Origin of the sequence: Xanthomonas sp. NCPPB 1638 (genome assembly GCF_041475635.2) — a bacterium.
Lineage (GTDB): Bacteria > Pseudomonadota > Gammaproteobacteria > Xanthomonadales > Xanthomonadaceae > Xanthomonas > Xanthomonas cucurbitae.
The window spans coordinates 653894-671008 of record NZ_CM192984.1; the positions used below are offsets into that span (position 1 = coordinate 653894).

Sequence of the window (17115 nt, forward strand, 5' to 3'; positions counted from 1 at the left end):
CATGACGGTCACCTGTGAACTGGATGCGCTGGGACGGGCGCCGGACATCGGCCGCGAACGCGGGCTGCTGGGTCGTGCGCTGGTGTCGGCAGGCGTCATCACCGACGAGCAACTGGGTGCGGCGCTGGCACTGCAGCAGCGCTGGAACTCGCGCCTGGGTGATGTGATTCTGGCCCAGCGCGGCGTGCCGGCGCAGCGTTTCTACGCCATCGTGGCGGCGCACTTCGGGCTGGAATTCATCGACCTGGTGCAGCAGCCGCCGGATCCGGCGCTGCTGGTTCCCGGAGATCTGGACAGCTATGCACAACGCCTGCTGCTGCCGTGGCGGCGCGAGAACGACGTGCTGGTGCTGGCAGTGGCCGACCCGGACCCGGCGCTGTTTGCCTGGGCGCGCGCGCACTACGGCGAAGAGGTGCGCTTTGTCGGCACCGCCAAGTTCGACATCATCTGGAGCCTGCAACGCCACGCCGACGAGCAGCTCACCGACAACGCGCTGAACCTGCTCGCCGCGCATGCGCCGACCTATTCGGCGCGCCAGGTGGTGACGCACAGGCAGAAGATCACGCTGTGGGTGCTGGCCGCCTTGCTGGTGGTAACGCTGGTGGTGTTTCCGGTGCCGGCGCTGATTGCCGTCAACATGCTGGTGGCGCTGGGCTTCCTGGCCACCTTCGGCCTGAAGCTGTTGCTGGTGTGGTTTGGCTCGCGTCATCGCATCGACATCAAGGTCACCGAAGGCGAGGTGGCTGCGCTGCGCGATGACGACCTGCCGGTCTATACCGTGCTGGTGCCGATGTACAAGGAGCCGGAAGTCCTGCCGATCCTGGCTAACGCACTGCGCAAGCTGGATTACCCGATCAGCAAGCTCGACGTGAAGCTGGTGCTGGAAGCCGACGACGTGGAGACCATCGAGGCGGCCAAGAAACTCGGCCTGGAAACGTTCTTCGAAATCATTCGGGTGCCACCGTCGCAGCCCAAGACCAAGCCCAAGGCCTGCAACTATGCGCTGCATTTCGCGCGTGGGGAGCTGCTCACCATCTACGACGCCGAAGACAAGCCCGAGCCGGACCAGCTCAAGCGCGTGGTGGCCGCATTCCGCAAGGCGGAAAAAGACGTGGTGTGCATCCAGGCACGGCTGAATTACTACAACGCCGACGAAAACTGGCTGACACGGATGTTCACGCTGGAGTACACGCTCTGGTTCGACTTCTACCTGCCGGCGCTGGAATACCTGCGCATCCCGATTCCACTGGGTGGCACCTCCAATCACTTCCGTCTGGATGTGCTGCGGCAGGTGCGCGCATGGGACCCCTACAACGTCACCGAAGACGCCGACCTGGGCGTGCGCCTGATCCAGAACGGTTACCGCGTCAACGTGGTCAATTCCACTACCTTCGAAGAAGCCAACGTCAGCATCCCCAACTGGATCCGGCAGCGCTCGCGCTGGCTCAAGGGCTACATGCAGACCTGGCTGGTGCATATGCGCGACCCGGTGCATCTGTACCGCAGTACCGGATTCAAGGGGTTTTGGGGCTTCCAGTTCTTCATCGGCGGCAATTTCTTCATTGCGCTGGGCGTGCCGGTGATGTGGGCGTTGTGCCTGATTAGCGTGGTGAGCGGTGCGCGCGTGTTCGATGCGATCTTTCCGCCGTGGCTGGCTGCGATCTCGCTGGTGAATCTGCTGCTGGCCAACGCGTTTTTCATCTACATCACGCTGGTGGCTGCGTTCAAACGCGACTACTTCAAGCTGGCACCGTACGCGCTCACGGTGCCGCTTTACTGGGTATTGCAGTCGATCGCCGGCTACAAAGGTCTTTGGCAGCTGATCCACAATCCTTTCTATTGGGAGAAGACCACGCATGGCCTCAGCAAGCATTCGGAAAACGAGCGCCGTGCCGCACTCGAAGAATGAGCCGGCTGCCGTGCGTCGCGACCGCGTTCTGCCGGCATTCCTGGTGGCGGTGGTAGCGCTGTCGCTGTTGAGTCAGCCCTTGCTGGTGCAGTCGTTGGGCGGCGCCGCACCGGTGGCCGCCCCCGGCGTGGGCGTGCCGGCGACGGGTCTGTTGACCTGGGCGGTGGAGCGGGCGCTACATCGCTGGGATCTGCCGTTCCTGGTCTGGCCGTTTCTGGCGGTGGCGGCCAATGCCGTGTTCCTGTCACTGCTGTGGCGCGACCTGGCCGGTGTGTTCGGGCGTGGCTGGGCCAGCGGTTTGACCCTGTTGGTGGGCTGCAACCCGCTGTTCCTGCTGCCGATCACGGCCGGCGGCAGCCAGGCGGTGGGGCTGCTGGCGTTCTATGGCTTGTGCCGTACGCTGCGCCGCCTGCAGGCGCCGGTGGAGGCGTTTACCTACCTGCGTATCGCTGGCTGGCTGTGCCTCTTGCTGTGCCTGGATGTGCAGACGCTGGCACTGTCGACAATGGTGGCGCCGTGGCTGTTGCTGGTGATCCCGCCGCAACTGCGGCGCAAGGCGCCGGGGTCGTTCTACCTGGTGTGTTATCTGCCGTTCGTGTTTCTGCTCGGCATATGGGCGTACGTCAATCTGACCGTGTTCCATGCGCCGTGGCCGGCACTGTCGAACATCGCGCAGGGCGCGCACTCGCTGCCGTTGCCGCTGGCCGCGCAGGCGCAGGGTTGGTTGCCAGCGGTGCGTTGGGGCGTGGCTGCGGCGGTCTGCTTCCCGGTGCTGGCGCTCGTGCTACGTGCGCGCAGCGCGGCGCTGGCGCGTGGCGTGATCGCCAGCGCCGGGACCGTGATCTGCGCGGCAGCGCTGTCGTTCGCCTTCGGCTGGGCCGGGTTCGATGCGCTGGTGCTGCTGTGGGTGCCGGCCGCGTTGCTGCTGCGCGCTTTGCAGCCGGACCAGCGCAGCCAGGCGGCCGGCTTGCTGCTGCTTGGCCTGCTCGGTGCAGCCTGGGTGCAACCGCAGGGCTGGGGGAGCTGGCTGCGCGCGGTGCCAGCCACCCACGCACGGGCATTGGTGAAGGGTGAGGCGGTGGTGCTGCCAGCGAATGCGCCAGTGGCATGGCAGGGCCGAGTGCAGACGCAAGCCGTGCTCGGTGCATCCACGCCCGCCAGCGCTCCTGACGCGGCCGTGGGCCCAACCACCGGCACCATGGCGCCGCCCGACACGACACATGCGACCCTGGGCACGACCCGCTGCGTGCAGGGCACGGCAGCGTCGACCAGCGAGGCAGCGGCTGCATGTTCAAGCGCGTTCTGACCCTTTTTGCGGTGCTGGGTGTGTGCCTGCTGGCCAATGGCTGCAATGCCGCCGCGCCGATGTGGATGGGCGCCAACGTCAAGGTTTCGGCCAACGCGCCCTGGGAAAGCCCGGCTGCCGCGCAGTCGCTGGAGGCCTTGGCCGCCACCGGTGCGAGCAAGGCGTTGCTGGTGGCGTTCGTGTGGCAGGCAACCCCACATTCCAACGACCCGGTGCTGGGCAGCGACAGCCGCCTGGAGGCGCTGCGGGCGGCGCTGCGCCAGAGCCATCGCGCCGGCCTGAGTCCCACGCTCAAGGTGCATGTCTGGATCCCCGGGCACTGGGCTGGCGAGGTGGCGCCCGACGATCAGGCGGCCTGGTTCGCCGCGTATCAGAAGGCGTTGTTGCCGCTGGCACAGCTGGCCGAGGACGAACACGCCGAGGCGCTGGTGGTCGGCACCGAGCTACGTAAGCTGCAGGACGCCCCGCAATGGCCCGGGCTGGTGGCGGCGGTGCGCCAGGTCTATCGCGGCAAGCTGTTGTACGTGGCCGATGGCATGGAGCACGCGGAGAGCTTCCGTTACTGGTCGCTGTTCGATGCGGTGGGCACCAGCCTGTATCCGCGTCTGTCCGAAGCAGCCAAGGCACGCACGCAGGAAATGCAGGCCGCCGCGCAGCGGCTGCAGCAGCTGGGGCAGCGCGTGGGCAAGCCGGTCTGGGTGGCCGAGCTGGGTCTGCGCTCGGCGCGCGGCAGCCTGGCGGCGCCGTGGGAAAGCCCGGAGCAACGCACCGCAGCGGTGGACACCCATCTGCAGCGGCAGGTGCTGCAGCAATGGCGCACGGTGTTGCAGGCACACGGCATGGACGGCATCGCGCTGTGGTGCTGGTACACCGATCCCACGGCTGGCGGCCCGGACGACAGCGACTTCACCGTGCAAGGCAAACCGGCGCAACAGGTGCTGGCGCGCTGAGGGCGCGGTGGGGCAGGGGACAGCGATGCCGCTGCCGGCGGCCCATCCATCTGGGGGGGGGCATCGCTGGAGATATGCGGAGGCGGGGCGGTAAGATCGCCTCGCACGTCGATGTGCGCGCGTCATCGGCCGCCTACTGCGCCCATGGCTGCGGCGCAGCGCGCGCCGCGACACATGCAGGCGGCGGCGTGGCGGGCATAATCCAGCCGCATGATTATCCATTCATTGCTCGATACCGACCTCTACAAGTTCACCATGATGCAGGCGGTGCTGCACCAGCACCCGGCCGCGCAGGTCGAGTACCGTTTCAAGTGCCGCACCCCTGGCGTGGACCTGGCGCAGTTCATCGATGAGATCGCGCGCGAGATCGATGCGCTGTGCCGGCTGCGCCTGCGCGAGGACGAGGTGGACTATCTGCGCGGCCTGCGCTTCATCAAGCCGGACTTTGCCGACTTCCTGGCGCTGTTCCATCTGGATCGCAAGTACCTGCAGCTGGCGGCATCCACCAGCGCGCCGGGTGAGATCGAGCTGACCATCCGTGGGCCGTGGCTGCACACCATCCTGTTCGAGGTGCCACTGCTGGGGATCATCAACGAGGTGTGGTTCCGCAACACCTCCGAGCCGGATTTCGAGGAGGGCCGCTGTCGCCTGCGCGAGAAGATCGCCAGCCTGCGCAGTATGCCGGCTGGCTGCAAGATCGCCGATTACGGCACCCGGCGGCGCTACTCGCGGCACTGGCACGGCGAGCTGCTGCCGTTGCTGCGCGATGGGCTGGGCGAGCAGTTCGTGGGCACCAGCAATGTGTACTTCGCCAAGCATTACAGGCTGACACCATTGGGCACGATGGCGCACGAATACCTGCAGGCGTTCCAGGCGCTGGGACCGCGGCTGCGCGACTCGCAGGTGGCCGCGCTGGAATCGTGGGCGCGCGAGTACCGCGGCGATCTGGGCATCGCGCTGTCGGACGTGGTGGGGCTGGACGCCTTCCTGCGCGATTTCGACCTGTACTTCTGCAAGCTGTTCGACGGCATGCGCCACGACTCCGGCGACCCGTTCGAGTGGGGCGAGCGCGTCATCGCGCACCTGCAGGCGCACCGCATCGACCCCCGCAGCAAGGTGCTGGTGTTCAGCGACGGCCTCAACATCGACAAGGTGATGCGGCTGTACCAGCACTTCCACACCCGCTGCCGGCTGGCCTTCGGGGTCGGCACCAGCCTGACCAACGACCTGGGGCCGACGCCGCTGCAGATCGTCATCAAGATGGTCCGCTGCAACGGCCAGCCGGTGGCCAAGCTCAGCGATTCGCCCGGCAAGCGCATGTGCGAGGACGTTGGCTACCTGCGGTACCTGCGCGATGTATTCGGCCTGCCGCCCCTGTCCGACGAGGTGACTGCGCGCGACAGGGAATGACGCAATCGGGCACAAACTGCCCGGACGGAAAGGCTGCCTTCGGTGAATACGCTGAAAAGTGAGATGCATCTCTCAATTGGCAGTTTGCGCGCGTTAACATTGGCATCACGCTTGCATCACTTCTGGTGCATCTGTCGTATGTGGTGTCCCTCCATCGCGAAACCCGCCGAATGTCAGCACTGGACCCGTTGTCGCTCTACCGCACCCGCAGCTGTTCCCGGCAGTGGCTGGGATTTGTGCGTGCAATGGCCGAGGAGTTCGGCGCCGAGCTGCCCGAGCACGATCTGGCGACGTTGATGGCGCGTATCGGCCGCCGCTTCGCGCAGGCGCATCGCTTGCTGCCGTGCGCGACGCTGGAAGAGATGCAGCAGGCCGCCAACGCGGTCTGGGACGACTGCGACTGGGGGCGGTGCGCGTTGGACGAGCAGGCCGACCATGTGTGGATCCGGCATGCCGGCGCGCCGTTGGGCGTGGTGCTGGATGGCGCGGCGTGGAGCGACGGGTTCTTGCAGGGTGTGTATGAAGGGTGGTTCCAGCAAGTGGGGATGCTGGCAGGCCTGGCGGTGCAGACCGTTCCGGGCGAAACCGTGGATCTGCGTCAGTTCGTGCTGGCGCGGGCGCAATGAGCATGTGTGACCGGGCAAGGGGACTGTGATGGCACCGAAGAACACCAAGAATGCACCTGAGCACGACGATGTCTCGGGCCTGTTCGCGCGTCTGGGGACGCAGGCGAGCGAGGGGTATCACGACTTCGCCTACACCCAGCTGCCGCCACGCAAGCCGGAGGTGGTGCCGGCCGATGTGCCTGCGCCCGCCGAGACAGCACGGCCCGCACCGGAAGCGCTGACGCCGGCTCTGCCGATACCGGCGCCCGCGCCGCGTGGGCCGATCGTGCAGGCGGCCGTCGCCGCGACGCCGGCCGGCGACCCTGGCGAGGTGCCGCCGGCCGATGCGCTGGCACCGCTGCGCAAGCTGCGCCAGCTCGACGAACCAGGGCCGCGCGGCCTGCCGGCGCCCGGACGACTGGCGCACACACCGCTGGAGCGTCTGTTCCAGCGCCTGTCGCAGGCCGATGTGCGCAGTTCGGCACAGAGCCCGCTCAGGCGGCTGCGGTCGCGTTGACCCGCTTGACTGAATGATCCACGGCAAGCGCCCGCGCGCTTGTCAGTGCCTGTTCTGCCGCATGCCGCCACGCCTGAAAGGATTTTCCCGATGACCGCTGCCCGTATCCGTTCCGCATCACCGCTGCCAAGGCTGGCGACCTGGGCGCTGTGGTCGCTGGGTGCGTTGCTGCTGGTGTTCGTGGTGGCCGTGCCGATGGACGTAACCCAGCAGCTGGTGTTTTCCGGCGTGCTGTTCGCCGTGGCACTGGCGGTGCGCAACCGGGGCGGGCGCGTGGTCATCCTGATGATGATGGGCATGTCGCTGGCGGTGTCGTGCCGCTACATCTGGTGGCGCATGACCCAGACCATGGGCGTGGGCAGCGCGGTGGATTTCATTCTTGGCCTGGGCCTGCTCGGCGCCGAGCTGTATGCGTTCGTGATCCTGGTGCTGGGCTATTTCCAGGTGCTGTGGCCGCTCAACCGCAAACCGGTGCCATTGCCGGCCGACCAGAGCCTGTGGCCGAGCGTGGACGTGTTCATTCCCACCTACAACGAGCCGCTGTCGGTGGTGCGTACCACCGTGCTGGCCGCCAGTGTGATCGATTGGCCGGCCGGCAAGATCACCATCCACCTGCTCGATGACGGCCGCCGCGACGCGTTCCGCGAGTTCTGCGCCGAGGTCGGCATCAACTATGTCACCCGCACCAACAATGCGCACGCCAAGGCCGGCAACATCAACGCGGCGCTGAAGAAGTGCAGCGGCGAGTACGTGGCGATCTTCGACTGCGACCACATCCCGACCCGCTCGTTCCTGCAGGTGGCGATGGGCTGGTTCCTGCGCGACACCCAGCTGGCGCTGGTGCAGATGCCGCACTATTTCTTCTCGCCCGATCCGTTCGAGCGCAACCTCGACACCCACGGCAAGGTGCCCAACGAGGGCGAGCTGTTCTACGGCCTGCTGCAGGACGGCAACGACCAGTGGAATGCCACGTTCTTCTGCGGCTCGTGCGCGGTCATCAAGCGCACCGCGCTGGAAGAAGTGGGCGGGGTGGCAGTGGAAACCGTCACCGAAGATGCGCACACCGCGCTCAAGCTGCAGCGCCGCGGCTACCGCACCGCGTACCTGGCGGTGCCGCAGGCCGCAGGGCTGGCGACCGAGAGCCTGTCCGGCCATGTGGCGCAGCGCATCCGCTGGGCGCGCGGCATGGCGCAGATCGCGCGTATTGACAACCCTTTGTTGGGCCGTGGGCTCAAGCTGTCGCAGCGGCTGTGCTATCTCAACGCGATGCTGCACTTCTTCTACGGGGTGCCGCGCATCATCTATCTCACCGCGCCGCTGGCCTATCTGTTCTTCGGCGCGCATGTGATCCAGGCCTCGGCGTTGATGATCCTGGCCTATGCGTTGCCGCATATCCTGCAGGCCAACCTGACCAATCTGCGCGTGCAGAGCCGGTTTCGGCATCTGCTGTGGAACGAGGTCTACGAGACCACGCTGGCCTGGTACATCTTCCGCCCGACGCTGGTGGCGCTGCTCAACCCCAAGCTGGGCAAGTTCAACGTCACCCCCAAGGGCGGTCTGGTGGCGCGCAGCTATTTCGATGCGCAGATCGCCAAGCCCTACCTGTTCCTGCTGCTGCTCAACGTGGTGGGCGTGGTGGCCGGCGTGCTGCGGCTGATCTATGTGGGCGGCAGCGGCGAGCAACAGACGATCTGGTTCAACCTGGCCTGGACGCTGTACAACATGGTGCTGCTGGGCGCCACGATCGCCACTGCCAGCGAAACCCGCCAGGTGCGTAGCGCCCACCGCGTGCCGCTGGATATCCCGGTCAATCTGTACCTGCCCGATGGCAACGTGCTGGCCAGCCGTTCGTTGAATTTCTCCACCGGCGGCATGGCGATCATGCTCGATCAGCCGCAGCCGATCGAACCCGGCATGCAGGTCCAGATCGGCCTGAGCCATCGCGGCATCGAACAGACCCTGCCGGCGGTGGTACGGCAGGATCGCGATGGCCAGGTCAGCATCCAGTTCACGCAGATGTCGATGGAACAGGAACGCTGGCTGGTGGCGTCCACGTTCGCGCGTGCCGATATCTGGCTTTCGCAATGGGGCCAGCACGACCGTGATTCTTTCTGGCGCTCGATGGGCCAGGTGCTGGAAGCCAGTGCGCGCGGATTCGGGCGGTTGGGCCGGCATATGGTGGACAGTGCGCGGCAGGGCTTTCGCCCGGCGCGCCCGCTGGATCTGGAGTCGTGAGTGCGATGCGTGCTGTGTCCCTTTCCCTTGCCAAGAATCGATTGATGCGAATGTCCCCCGCCGTGTTGACCTGCGCGCTTACCCTCCTGGCCGGTCTGGCACAGGCGCAGCAGGCCGCGCCGACGGCGCCCGCAGCCGATGCGCAGGCCGCCGCGGCAACCGTGCCCGAGGCGCCGCTGCCCGCCGGCAGCGCGCGCGTGGCCACGCTGCGCGATCTGGGCATCGATTACGAAATCACCTTGCGCGGCGTGCAGGGCAGTGCCGGGGTGCCCTTCAGCGTGCGCAGCGACGAGATCGTCACCGCCGCCACGCTCAATCTCAAATACAGCTATTCGCCGTCGCTGCTGCCGGACCTGTCGCACGTCAAGGTCACCATCAACGGCGTCACCGTGGCCACCTTGCCCACCGACAAGGCCAACGCGGGCAAGCTGCTCTCGGCCGATGTGCCGATCGACCCGCGCCTGATTACCGACTACAACCAGCTCAACCTGCAGCTGATCGGCCATTACACGCGCGAGTGCGAAGACCCCGACCACAGCAGCCTGTGGGCGAACGTGGACGCGGCCACCAGCCTGTCGCTGACCACCACGCCGCTGGCGCTGGCCAACAACCTGGCACTGCTGCCGGTGCCGTTCTTCGATGTGCGCGACACGCGCCGGCTGGAGCTGCCGTTCTATTTCCCGCAGCAGCCGGACATGGACACGTTGCAGGCGGCCGGCACGGTGGCCTCGTGGTTCGGCACCCTGGCCGGGTATCGCGGCGCGGTGTTCCCGGCATCGACCACGGCGCTGCCGGCCAGCGGCAATGCGGTGGTGTTCGCCACCCCGGCCACCTTGCCGGCGCAGTTCGCCACCGCCGACAGCGGCGTGGCCGATATCCGTGGCCCCACCGTGGCGGTGGTGGTCAACCCCACCGATCCCAACGGCAAGCTGCTGCTGGTGCTCGGTCGCAATACCGATGACCTGCAACGTGCCGCCGCCGCACTGGCGCTGCGTGCGCCGTTGACCGGTGCGGTAGCCCGCATTGGCGAGATGTCCGCGCCGGCGCCGCGCCAGCCCTATGACGCGCCCAAGTGGGTCTCCAGCGAACACCCGGTGCGTTTCGGTGATCTGGTCACCCAACCCGGCGCGCTCAATGTCACCGGCTACCACCCGGACCTGATCCGGGTCGGCCTGCAGCTGCCGCCGGACCTGTTCGTGTGGGAGCGCGAGGGCATTCCGGTGGCGCTGAAATACCGCTACACGGTGCCGGAGGTGGACAACAAGTCCGCGCTCAACGTCAGCATCAACGAGTCGTTCGTCACCACGCTGCCGCTGACCGGGCGCCCGTTCGCCGAGTCCACCCCGATGCGCTGGTGGAACAGCCTGGGCGCGCGCGGCAGCATGCCGGTGCACCAGGACCTGACCTTGCCGGTGGGCGCGTTTTCGGCCAATAGCCAGCTGCGCTTCCATTTCTTCTTCGATCGCCCGCAGGACGAGGAATGCAAGAACAGTTTCCCGGACGTCTCTGGCGCCATCGATGCCGATTCCACCATCGACCTGAGCGGCTTCCATCACTACATGGCGATGCCGAACCTGGCCGCGTTCGCCAACGCCGGCTATCCGTTCACGCGGCTGGCCGACCTGGCCGAATCGACCATCGTGCTGCCCAACAACCCGGGCGACCAGGATCTGGGCAATGTGCTGACCTTGCTCGGGCGCTTCGGCGCATCCACCGGCTACCCGGCGTTGCATGTGCAGATCATCGGCCCCAGCGCGGTGCAGCAGCACGCCGATCGCGATCTGCTGCTGCTGGGCAGCGCCACCTCGCAGCCCTTGTTCAAGCAATGGCAGGCGCAGTTGCCGTTGAGCCAGGACGGGCAGGGCCGGCGCATCGACCTGAGCGACTGGCTGTTCGAGAAACTGCCCGCCTTCCTGTCCTTCGACGCGCGCCGCACCGACCTGCCCACCACCGCCGAGATCGCGCTGCAGCCGCAGCCGGATGACGTGCTGCTGATGGGCTTCGAATCGCCGCTGGCATCCGGCCGCAGCGTGGTCGCGTTCCAGACCGAAGACCCGGCCAACATGAGCCGCCTGTTCGATGCCTGGTTCGACCCGGCCCTGCTCAAGGACTTCCAGGGCAGCGTGGTCTTGCTGCAGCAGAAGAAGGTCACCAGCCTGGTCGGCAACCAGACCTATTACGTGGGCCACCTGCCGCTGCCGACCTGGTTGCGCTGGTACTTCTCGCACCACCCGGTGTGGTTGGCGTTCACCGTGGTGCTGCTGGCGCTGTTGCTGGCCCTGGCCGCCCGCGTGCTGCTGCGCCGGCACACTGCGGAGCGACTCAACGAAGGAACGAGCACATGAGCGCACATCCCACCGCCAGCGGCATGATCCGCCGCCGCCTGCTGCGCGCCGGCGCGCTGGCTGGCCTGGCCGCGGTGCTGCCGGCGGGCGCCAAGCCGGCACCGGCGCAGTGCGGCAGCTGGCCGTTGTGGAATGCCTTCGTGTCCAGGCACATCCAGCCCGATGGACGGGTGGTGGATTACCTCAACGCCGACCAGCGCTCCACCTCCGAAGGCCAGTCGTATGCGCTGTTCTTCGCACTGGTGGCCAACGACCAGGTGCTGTTCGACAAGGTGCTGGGCTGGACCCGGCACAACCTGTGCGGCGGCCGCCCGGACCTGAACCTGCCGGCCTGGCTGTGGGGCCGCGACGAGGGCGGCAACTGGCGGGTGCTAGACCCCAACACCGCCAGCGACGGCGAGTTGTGGATCGCCTACGCCCTGCTGGAAGCCGGCCGGCTGTGGAACCGCCCCGGCTACGTCAAGGCCGGCCAGCAGATCCTGCAGCTGATGCGTGCGCAGGAAGTGGCCACGCTGCCCGGGATCGGCCCGATGCTGTTGCCCGGCCGCAGCGGATTCGCGGACAACGGCCGCTGGACGCTCAACCCCAGCTACCTGCCGATCCAACTGCTGCGTCGCTGCGTCGTTGCCGATCCCAAAGGTCCCTGGGCCGCCATTGCCGCCAACAGCGCGCGCGTGCTGCGCGAGAGTGCGCCGGTGGGGTTCGCCCCGGACTGGACGGTGTGGGACGGCACCCGCTTCAGCGCCGATCCCAAGCGCGGCACTGTCGGCAGCTATGACGCCATCCGCGTGTATCTGTGGGCCGGCATGCTCGATGCTGGCGAACCGCTGCGCGCCAGGTTGCTGCAGGACCTGTCCGGCCCGGCCGACCTGCTGGCAGCAGGCACCGGTTTCGCCGAAAAGATCGACACCGCACGCGGCGTGGGCACCGGCCCGGTGCCGGTGGGGTTTTCCGCTGCGCTGCTGCCGTACCTGAGTGCCCTGGGCCAGCCCGCATTGCTCAAGGCGCAGGCGCAGCGCATTCCCGCCGCCGCCCAGCCTGCGGCCGCCGCCCTGCCGTACTACGAACGCACGCTGGCCCTGTTTGGACAGGGCTGGCTTGAGAACCGCTACCGCTTTGCCGCAGACGGGCGCCTGCTGCCCGCCTGGAGAACGCCTGCATGCTCCGCAAAAACCTGACGCCGCTCTACCTCGCCGGCATGATCGACCTGTGCCTGCTCGCCTCACCGGTGCATGCGCAGACCGGCGCCACCCAGCAACTGGTCGGGCAGGGCAATTACTGGCATGACCAGGGCCGCGACGACCTGGCCGCCGATACCTGGAAAAAGCTGCTCGGCATCGACCCGGACCAGCCCGACGCCTTGCTCGGCCTGGCCCAGATCGACCTGGCGCAGGGCCGCCAGTCCGAAGCGCGCAAGCGCCTGCAGCAACTTGAAGCCGCCCACCCGCAGTCGCCGCAGGCCCAGCGCCTGCGCGTGGCGATCGGCGCGCGCGGCAGCGCCGCCGCCGGCGAAGACCCCAATCTGCGCAACGCGCGCCGCGCTTCTGCCGCCGGGCGGTATGTCGAAGCCGCGCGCAGCTACGAGGCCGTGTTCGCCGGCAAGGCACCGCCGCCGACCCTGGCGCTGGAGTACTACCAGTCGCTGGCCGGCACGCCCACCGGCTGGGAGCGCGCCCGTGACGGTCTGCGCAAGCTGCAGGCCAGCGAACCGGGCAATCCGTCGCTGCAGCTGGCGCTGGCCCAGGTGCTGAGCTACCGCGAACCCACCCGCCGCGACGGCATCGCGCAGCTGCGCACGCTGGCGCAGCGTGCCGACGTCGGCGGCCCGGCGCGCATCAGCTGGCGCCAGGCGCTGCTGTGGCTCAATGCCAACACCGCCGATGCGCCGCTGTACCAGGCGTTTCTGGCCGGCACCCCGAACGATGCGGACGTCACCGCCAAACTCGGTCAGCTGAGCAACCGCCGCAGCGCCGAGACCACGCCGGCCGATCCCAATGGCATTGCGCTCGGCGAAGGCTTCCGCGCGCTCAACGCCGGCAACCTGGGGGTGGCCGAACAACGCTTCACCCAGGTGCTGCGTGCGCGTGCGCGCGACCCCGAGGCACTGGGTGGGCTGGGCTCGGTGCGTCTGCGCCAGCAACGTTTCTCCGAAGCGCAGGAGCTGCTGCGCCCGGCGGCGGCCAGCAATGGCAAATGGAAACCTGCGCTGGATAGCGCGCGCTATTGGCAGCAGTTGCAGCAGGCCGAGGCCGCGCGTGCGCGCGGCGATCTGGCGCAGGCACGCCAGTTGGTGGAACAGTCGGTGCAGTTGCTGCCCAACGAGCCGGCAGGCCATGTGGCGCTGGGCGGATTGCAGGCCGCCGGCGACCCGGTCGCGGCCGAGGCCAGTTATCGCAAGGCGCTGTCGCGCGATGCCGACAATGCCGGCGCCCTGCAGGGCCTGGTCGGGCTGTACAGCCGCCAGGGCCGCATGCAGGAAGCCACCGAGTTGTTCAACCGCCTGCCGGCCGCCGAACGCGCCAAGTCCGGGGGACAGGCCTTGCTGCGTTCCAACGTGCAGCGTGCGCGTGCCCGCCAGTCGCTGGATGCCGGCGATGCGGTCAGCGCGCAGGCCGAGCTGGAAGCGGCCATGGTCGAACGCCCCGGCGATGCCTGGATCCGCCTGGATCTGGCGCGTCTCTACCAACAGGCCGGCCGCCCCGATCAGGCGCGCAGCGTCATGGACGGCCTGCTTGCCGTGCATGCCGATCAACCCGAAGCGCTGCATGCCCATGCCTTGTTCGCCCAGGAAAGCGGCGACTGGCAGGGCGCCTACGACAGTCTGGATCGCATCCCGGTTGCAGCGCGCACGCCGGAGATGACCCAGCTGCGCACCACCGCCTGGATCGAACTGCAGGCACGCCAGGCGCGCAGGCTGGTGCAGCAGGGTCGGGTGGGCGAGGCCCAGCAACTGCTGGCGCGTACCGAAACCGCGCTCGGCAATCAGCTCGACGACCCGCAACTGCTGGCCGCGCTGGCCGGTGCACATGCCGACGCCGGCAACACCCCGCGCGCGCTGGTGCTGGCACAGCGCCTGGTCACCGGCGCCAACCCGCGTACCGAAGACCGCCTGCACTATGCCGACGTGCTGCTACGTGCGCAGCAGGACGCCGAGCTGTCGGCGGTGCTGCGCCAGCTGCAAGCCACCACCATGACGCCGGAACAATTGCGCCGCTATCAGACCCTGCGCAGCGCCTACACGCTGCGCCAGGTGGATGCCTTGCGCGAGCTGGGCAATCTGGAAGGCGCCTTTGACGCACTGTCGCCGATCCTGGCGCAGCAACCGGACAACCGCGACGCGCAGGCCGCGCTGGCGCGGCTGTATGCCGCCGCCGGCGACCAGCCGCAGGCGCTGGCGCTGTATCAACAGATCCTGCAGCGCCATCCCGACGACCTGGACACGCTCACTGCCGCCGCCAACAGCGCCGCCGCGCAGTCGGATCTGCGTAGTGCCGAGGGTTATCTGCAACGCGCGCTGGCGCAGGCGCCGGAGTCGCCGGACGTGCTGGCCGCGGCCGGCCGGGTGTATCGCAGCGCCGGCAAGAACCGCAAGGCCGAGCAGTATTTCCGCGCCTCGCTGGCCGCCCAGCAGCGCCAGGCCGGCCAACTCGATAACGGCCTGCCTTCGGCACGCGGCCCCGCCATGGTGGCCTCGTCCGGTCGCCCGCTCAATCCGTTCTCCGGCATGACCGGCGGCATGCCGCGCTCACCGGCGGTGCTGTCCGAGCGCATGGACGCAGGCAACGCCTACGCGCAGACCGCGCTGGCGCCGCTGCCCGCGCAACCGGCCGCTGCCCGCTTCGCTGCGCCCGTCCCCGCGCCTGTCACTGCCGACGCGTATGCCTACGCCGGCAATAGTGCCGATCCCTTGCCGCCGCCGGTGAGCGCCAGCGCCGCGCCGGCGGTGCTGCCAGCGCCGGCCAGCCGTTCGCGCCTGCCCGCACGCAGCGTGCCCGCACGCAGCGTGCCGACGCTGGCACCGGCCGACGACCTGCGCCCGCGCGGCGTCGCGGCGCAGGCACTGCCCCCGGCCAGCAGCGGCAACAGCGTGCTCGACGAACTGCGCGCCGTGCAGTCGGAAAACAGCGACAACCTGGCCGGTGGCGCGCTGTACCGCGCGCGCGATGGCGAAGACGGCCTGGGCCGCCTGGATGACATTGAAATGCCGGTGCAGGCCGAATTCGCGGTGGGCGAAGGCAAGCTCGGCGTCACGTTGACGCCGACCGTGGTGGATGCCGGCACCCTGACCACCGATTACGCCACCGCCAGCCGCTTCGGCACCGGCCCGCAGACGGCGGTCAACGACGCGCTTGCCGCTGATCGCCGCCCCATCGACGCGCTGACCAGCTCGTCGGTGTATCAACTGCTCGCCACCGAAGGCAACACCGCCGCCACACGCGAACGCCTGCGTCGCTATGCCTTGAATACCGGCCTGTTCGGCGAGCTGCTCACCGAGAATAACAACAGCACGCCGGCGGCGTTGGCCGCGCTGGCCAATGAACCGTTGCCTGCGTACCTGCTCAGCGTCAATGCGTCCAACACGCCGATCGCGCAGCTGGCGCGCGATATCCTCAGCAACACCGCCATCAGCGAACAGCTGGCCGCCGGCGACGGCGCCGCGTTGCAGGCATTGGCCAGCAGTTCCGCCGCCGCGCAGCAGACGCCGACCTCGCTGGCGGCCACGCTCAACAGCATGGCCGCCACCGGCAACGGTGCGCGCCGGCTCAGCCAGGACGACACCGGCGTCGGCGTCGGTGTGCGCTATCGCAACGGCGGTTTCAGCGCCGATGTCGGCAGCACGCCGATCGGATTCCAGGAGCAGAACATCGTCGGCGGGGTCGGCTATCGCGGCGAGCTCGGCGAGACGGTGAGTTGGTCGGCCGATGCCTCGCGGCGCGCGGTCACCGACAGCGTGCTGTCGTTCGCCGGCGTACAGGACGGCCGCAGCGGCCGCGAATGGGGCGGTGTCACCAGCAACGGCATCGCGCTGTCGGCCACTGCCGACAACGGCCTGCTCGGTGGCTACGCCAATCTCGCCGCACACCGCCTGACCGGCAACAACGTGGCCGACAACGACCACCGTCAGGCCGACCTGGGTTTCTACGTGCATGCGCTGGAAACCCGCAACCAGTCGCTGACCGCCGGCGTCAATCTGACCGCCATGCAGTACGCCAAGAACCTCAGCGGCTTCACCTACGGGCACGGCGGTTACTTCAGCCCGCAGGAGTATGTGGACCTCGGATTCCCGGTGCATTGGAGCGGCCGCAGCGTCGGGCAGAGCGTCAACTGGAAGGTCGATGCCAGCATCGGCGTGCAGCACTTCAAGACCGATCCCACGCCGTATTTCCCCACCGACCCAACCCTGCAGCAGGCTGCCTACGATGCCGCGTCGCTGGCGGCGCTGCTCGGTTTGGTCGACCGCTACACCGACCCGGTGTACGCGGGCGAAAGCCGCACCGGGGTGTCCTACAACCTCAGCGGCGCGGCCGAGTGGCAGGTGGCGCCGCAGTTGTTCCTGGGCGGGCGCCTGACCTTCAACAACGCACGCGACTACAACCAGTTCAGCAGCAATCTCTATCTGCGTTTCGTGATGGATCGCCTGGGCGCCGCGCTGGGCCGCGCACCGCAGGTGCTGACCTCGCCGTACGCGGCGGATCGCTGAGGCAATCGCGGCACTGCCGGTTCGCTACGCGGCGGGTAGTTGCCGCGGCGTGGCCGGCCGGCGCGCGGCGTGGCAGGTGGCATTGCTACCTGCCACGCCGCGTGCAGCGATGCCGGTGACGGCAGGCGGCATCACAC

The 17115-nt window shown here is 68.2% G+C and carries 10 protein-coding genes; all 10 read left to right on the forward strand.

The genetic code is table 11. The features are described 5' to 3' along the window. The first annotated feature begins 1 nt into the window (after window position 1). The 10 genes from ACCQ13_RS02705 to ACCQ13_RS02750 all read left to right on the forward strand — a co-directional run bounded on the left by ACCQ13_RS02705 (window position 2) and on the right by ACCQ13_RS02750 (window position 16978). The gene (locus tag ACCQ13_RS02705; RefSeq protein WP_159406601.1) at window positions 2–1909 is read left to right on the forward strand and encodes a glycosyltransferase family 2 protein; all 1908 of its coding nucleotides are present in this window, start codon (window positions 2–4) and stop codon (window positions 1907–1909) included. A 49-nt stretch (window positions 1910–1958) separates the two neighbouring features. Next, a complete protein-coding gene (locus ACCQ13_RS02710; protein ID WP_208800570.1) occupies window positions 1959–3215 on the forward strand; it encodes a hypothetical protein in 1257 nt (418 codons plus the stop codon). Continuing rightward, window positions 3197–4165: a glycoside hydrolase family 113 gene (locus ACCQ13_RS02715; RefSeq protein ID WP_167526818.1), complete on the forward strand. Its 969-nt coding sequence runs from the start codon at window positions 3197–3199 to the stop codon at window positions 4163–4165. The genes ACCQ13_RS02710 and ACCQ13_RS02715 overlap by 19 nt, the downstream gene beginning before the upstream one ends. Window positions 4166–4375: 210 nt before the next feature. Further along, window positions 4376–5575, forward strand: a complete 1200-nt coding sequence (pncB, locus tag ACCQ13_RS02720; protein WP_159406603.1) for a nicotinate phosphoribosyltransferase — start codon at window positions 4376–4378, stop codon at window positions 5573–5575. A gap of 170 nt (window positions 5576–5745) precedes the next feature. After that, window positions 5746–6201: a cellulose biosynthesis protein BcsD gene (gene bcsD, locus ACCQ13_RS02725; protein ID WP_104602310.1), complete on the forward strand. Its 456-nt coding sequence runs from the start codon at window positions 5746–5748 to the stop codon at window positions 6199–6201. Window positions 6202–6229: 28 nt separating this feature from the next. Continuing rightward, the gene (locus ACCQ13_RS02730) at window positions 6230–6697 is read left to right on the forward strand and encodes a hypothetical protein (protein ID WP_104602311.1); all 468 of its coding nucleotides are present in this window, start codon (window positions 6230–6232) and stop codon (window positions 6695–6697) included. 90 nt (window positions 6698–6787) lie between these two features. Beyond that, window positions 6788–8932 (forward strand): UDP-forming cellulose synthase catalytic subunit, encoded by a 2145-nt coding sequence (bcsA, locus tag ACCQ13_RS02735; protein ID WP_104602312.1) that lies wholly within the window; start codon window positions 6788–6790, stop codon window positions 8930–8932. A gap of 44 nt (window positions 8933–8976) precedes the next feature. Continuing rightward, complete coding sequence (gene bcsB, locus ACCQ13_RS02740) at window positions 8977–11277, forward strand: cellulose biosynthesis cyclic di-GMP-binding regulatory protein BcsB (protein WP_104602313.1); 2301 nt, start codon at window positions 8977–8979, stop codon at window positions 11275–11277. Further along, window positions 11274–12455, forward strand: a complete 1182-nt coding sequence (gene bcsZ / locus ACCQ13_RS02745; RefSeq protein WP_104602314.1) for a cellulose synthase complex periplasmic endoglucanase BcsZ — start codon at window positions 11274–11276, stop codon at window positions 12453–12455. The genes bcsB and bcsZ overlap by 4 nt, the downstream gene beginning before the upstream one ends. After that, on the forward strand, window positions 12437–16978 hold the full coding sequence (locus ACCQ13_RS02750; RefSeq protein ID WP_159406604.1) for a cellulose synthase subunit BcsC-related outer membrane protein: 4542 nt from the start codon (window positions 12437–12439) through the stop codon (window positions 16976–16978). The genes bcsZ and ACCQ13_RS02750 overlap by 19 nt, the downstream gene beginning before the upstream one ends. The last annotated feature ends 137 nt before the right edge of the window (window positions 16979–17115 follow it).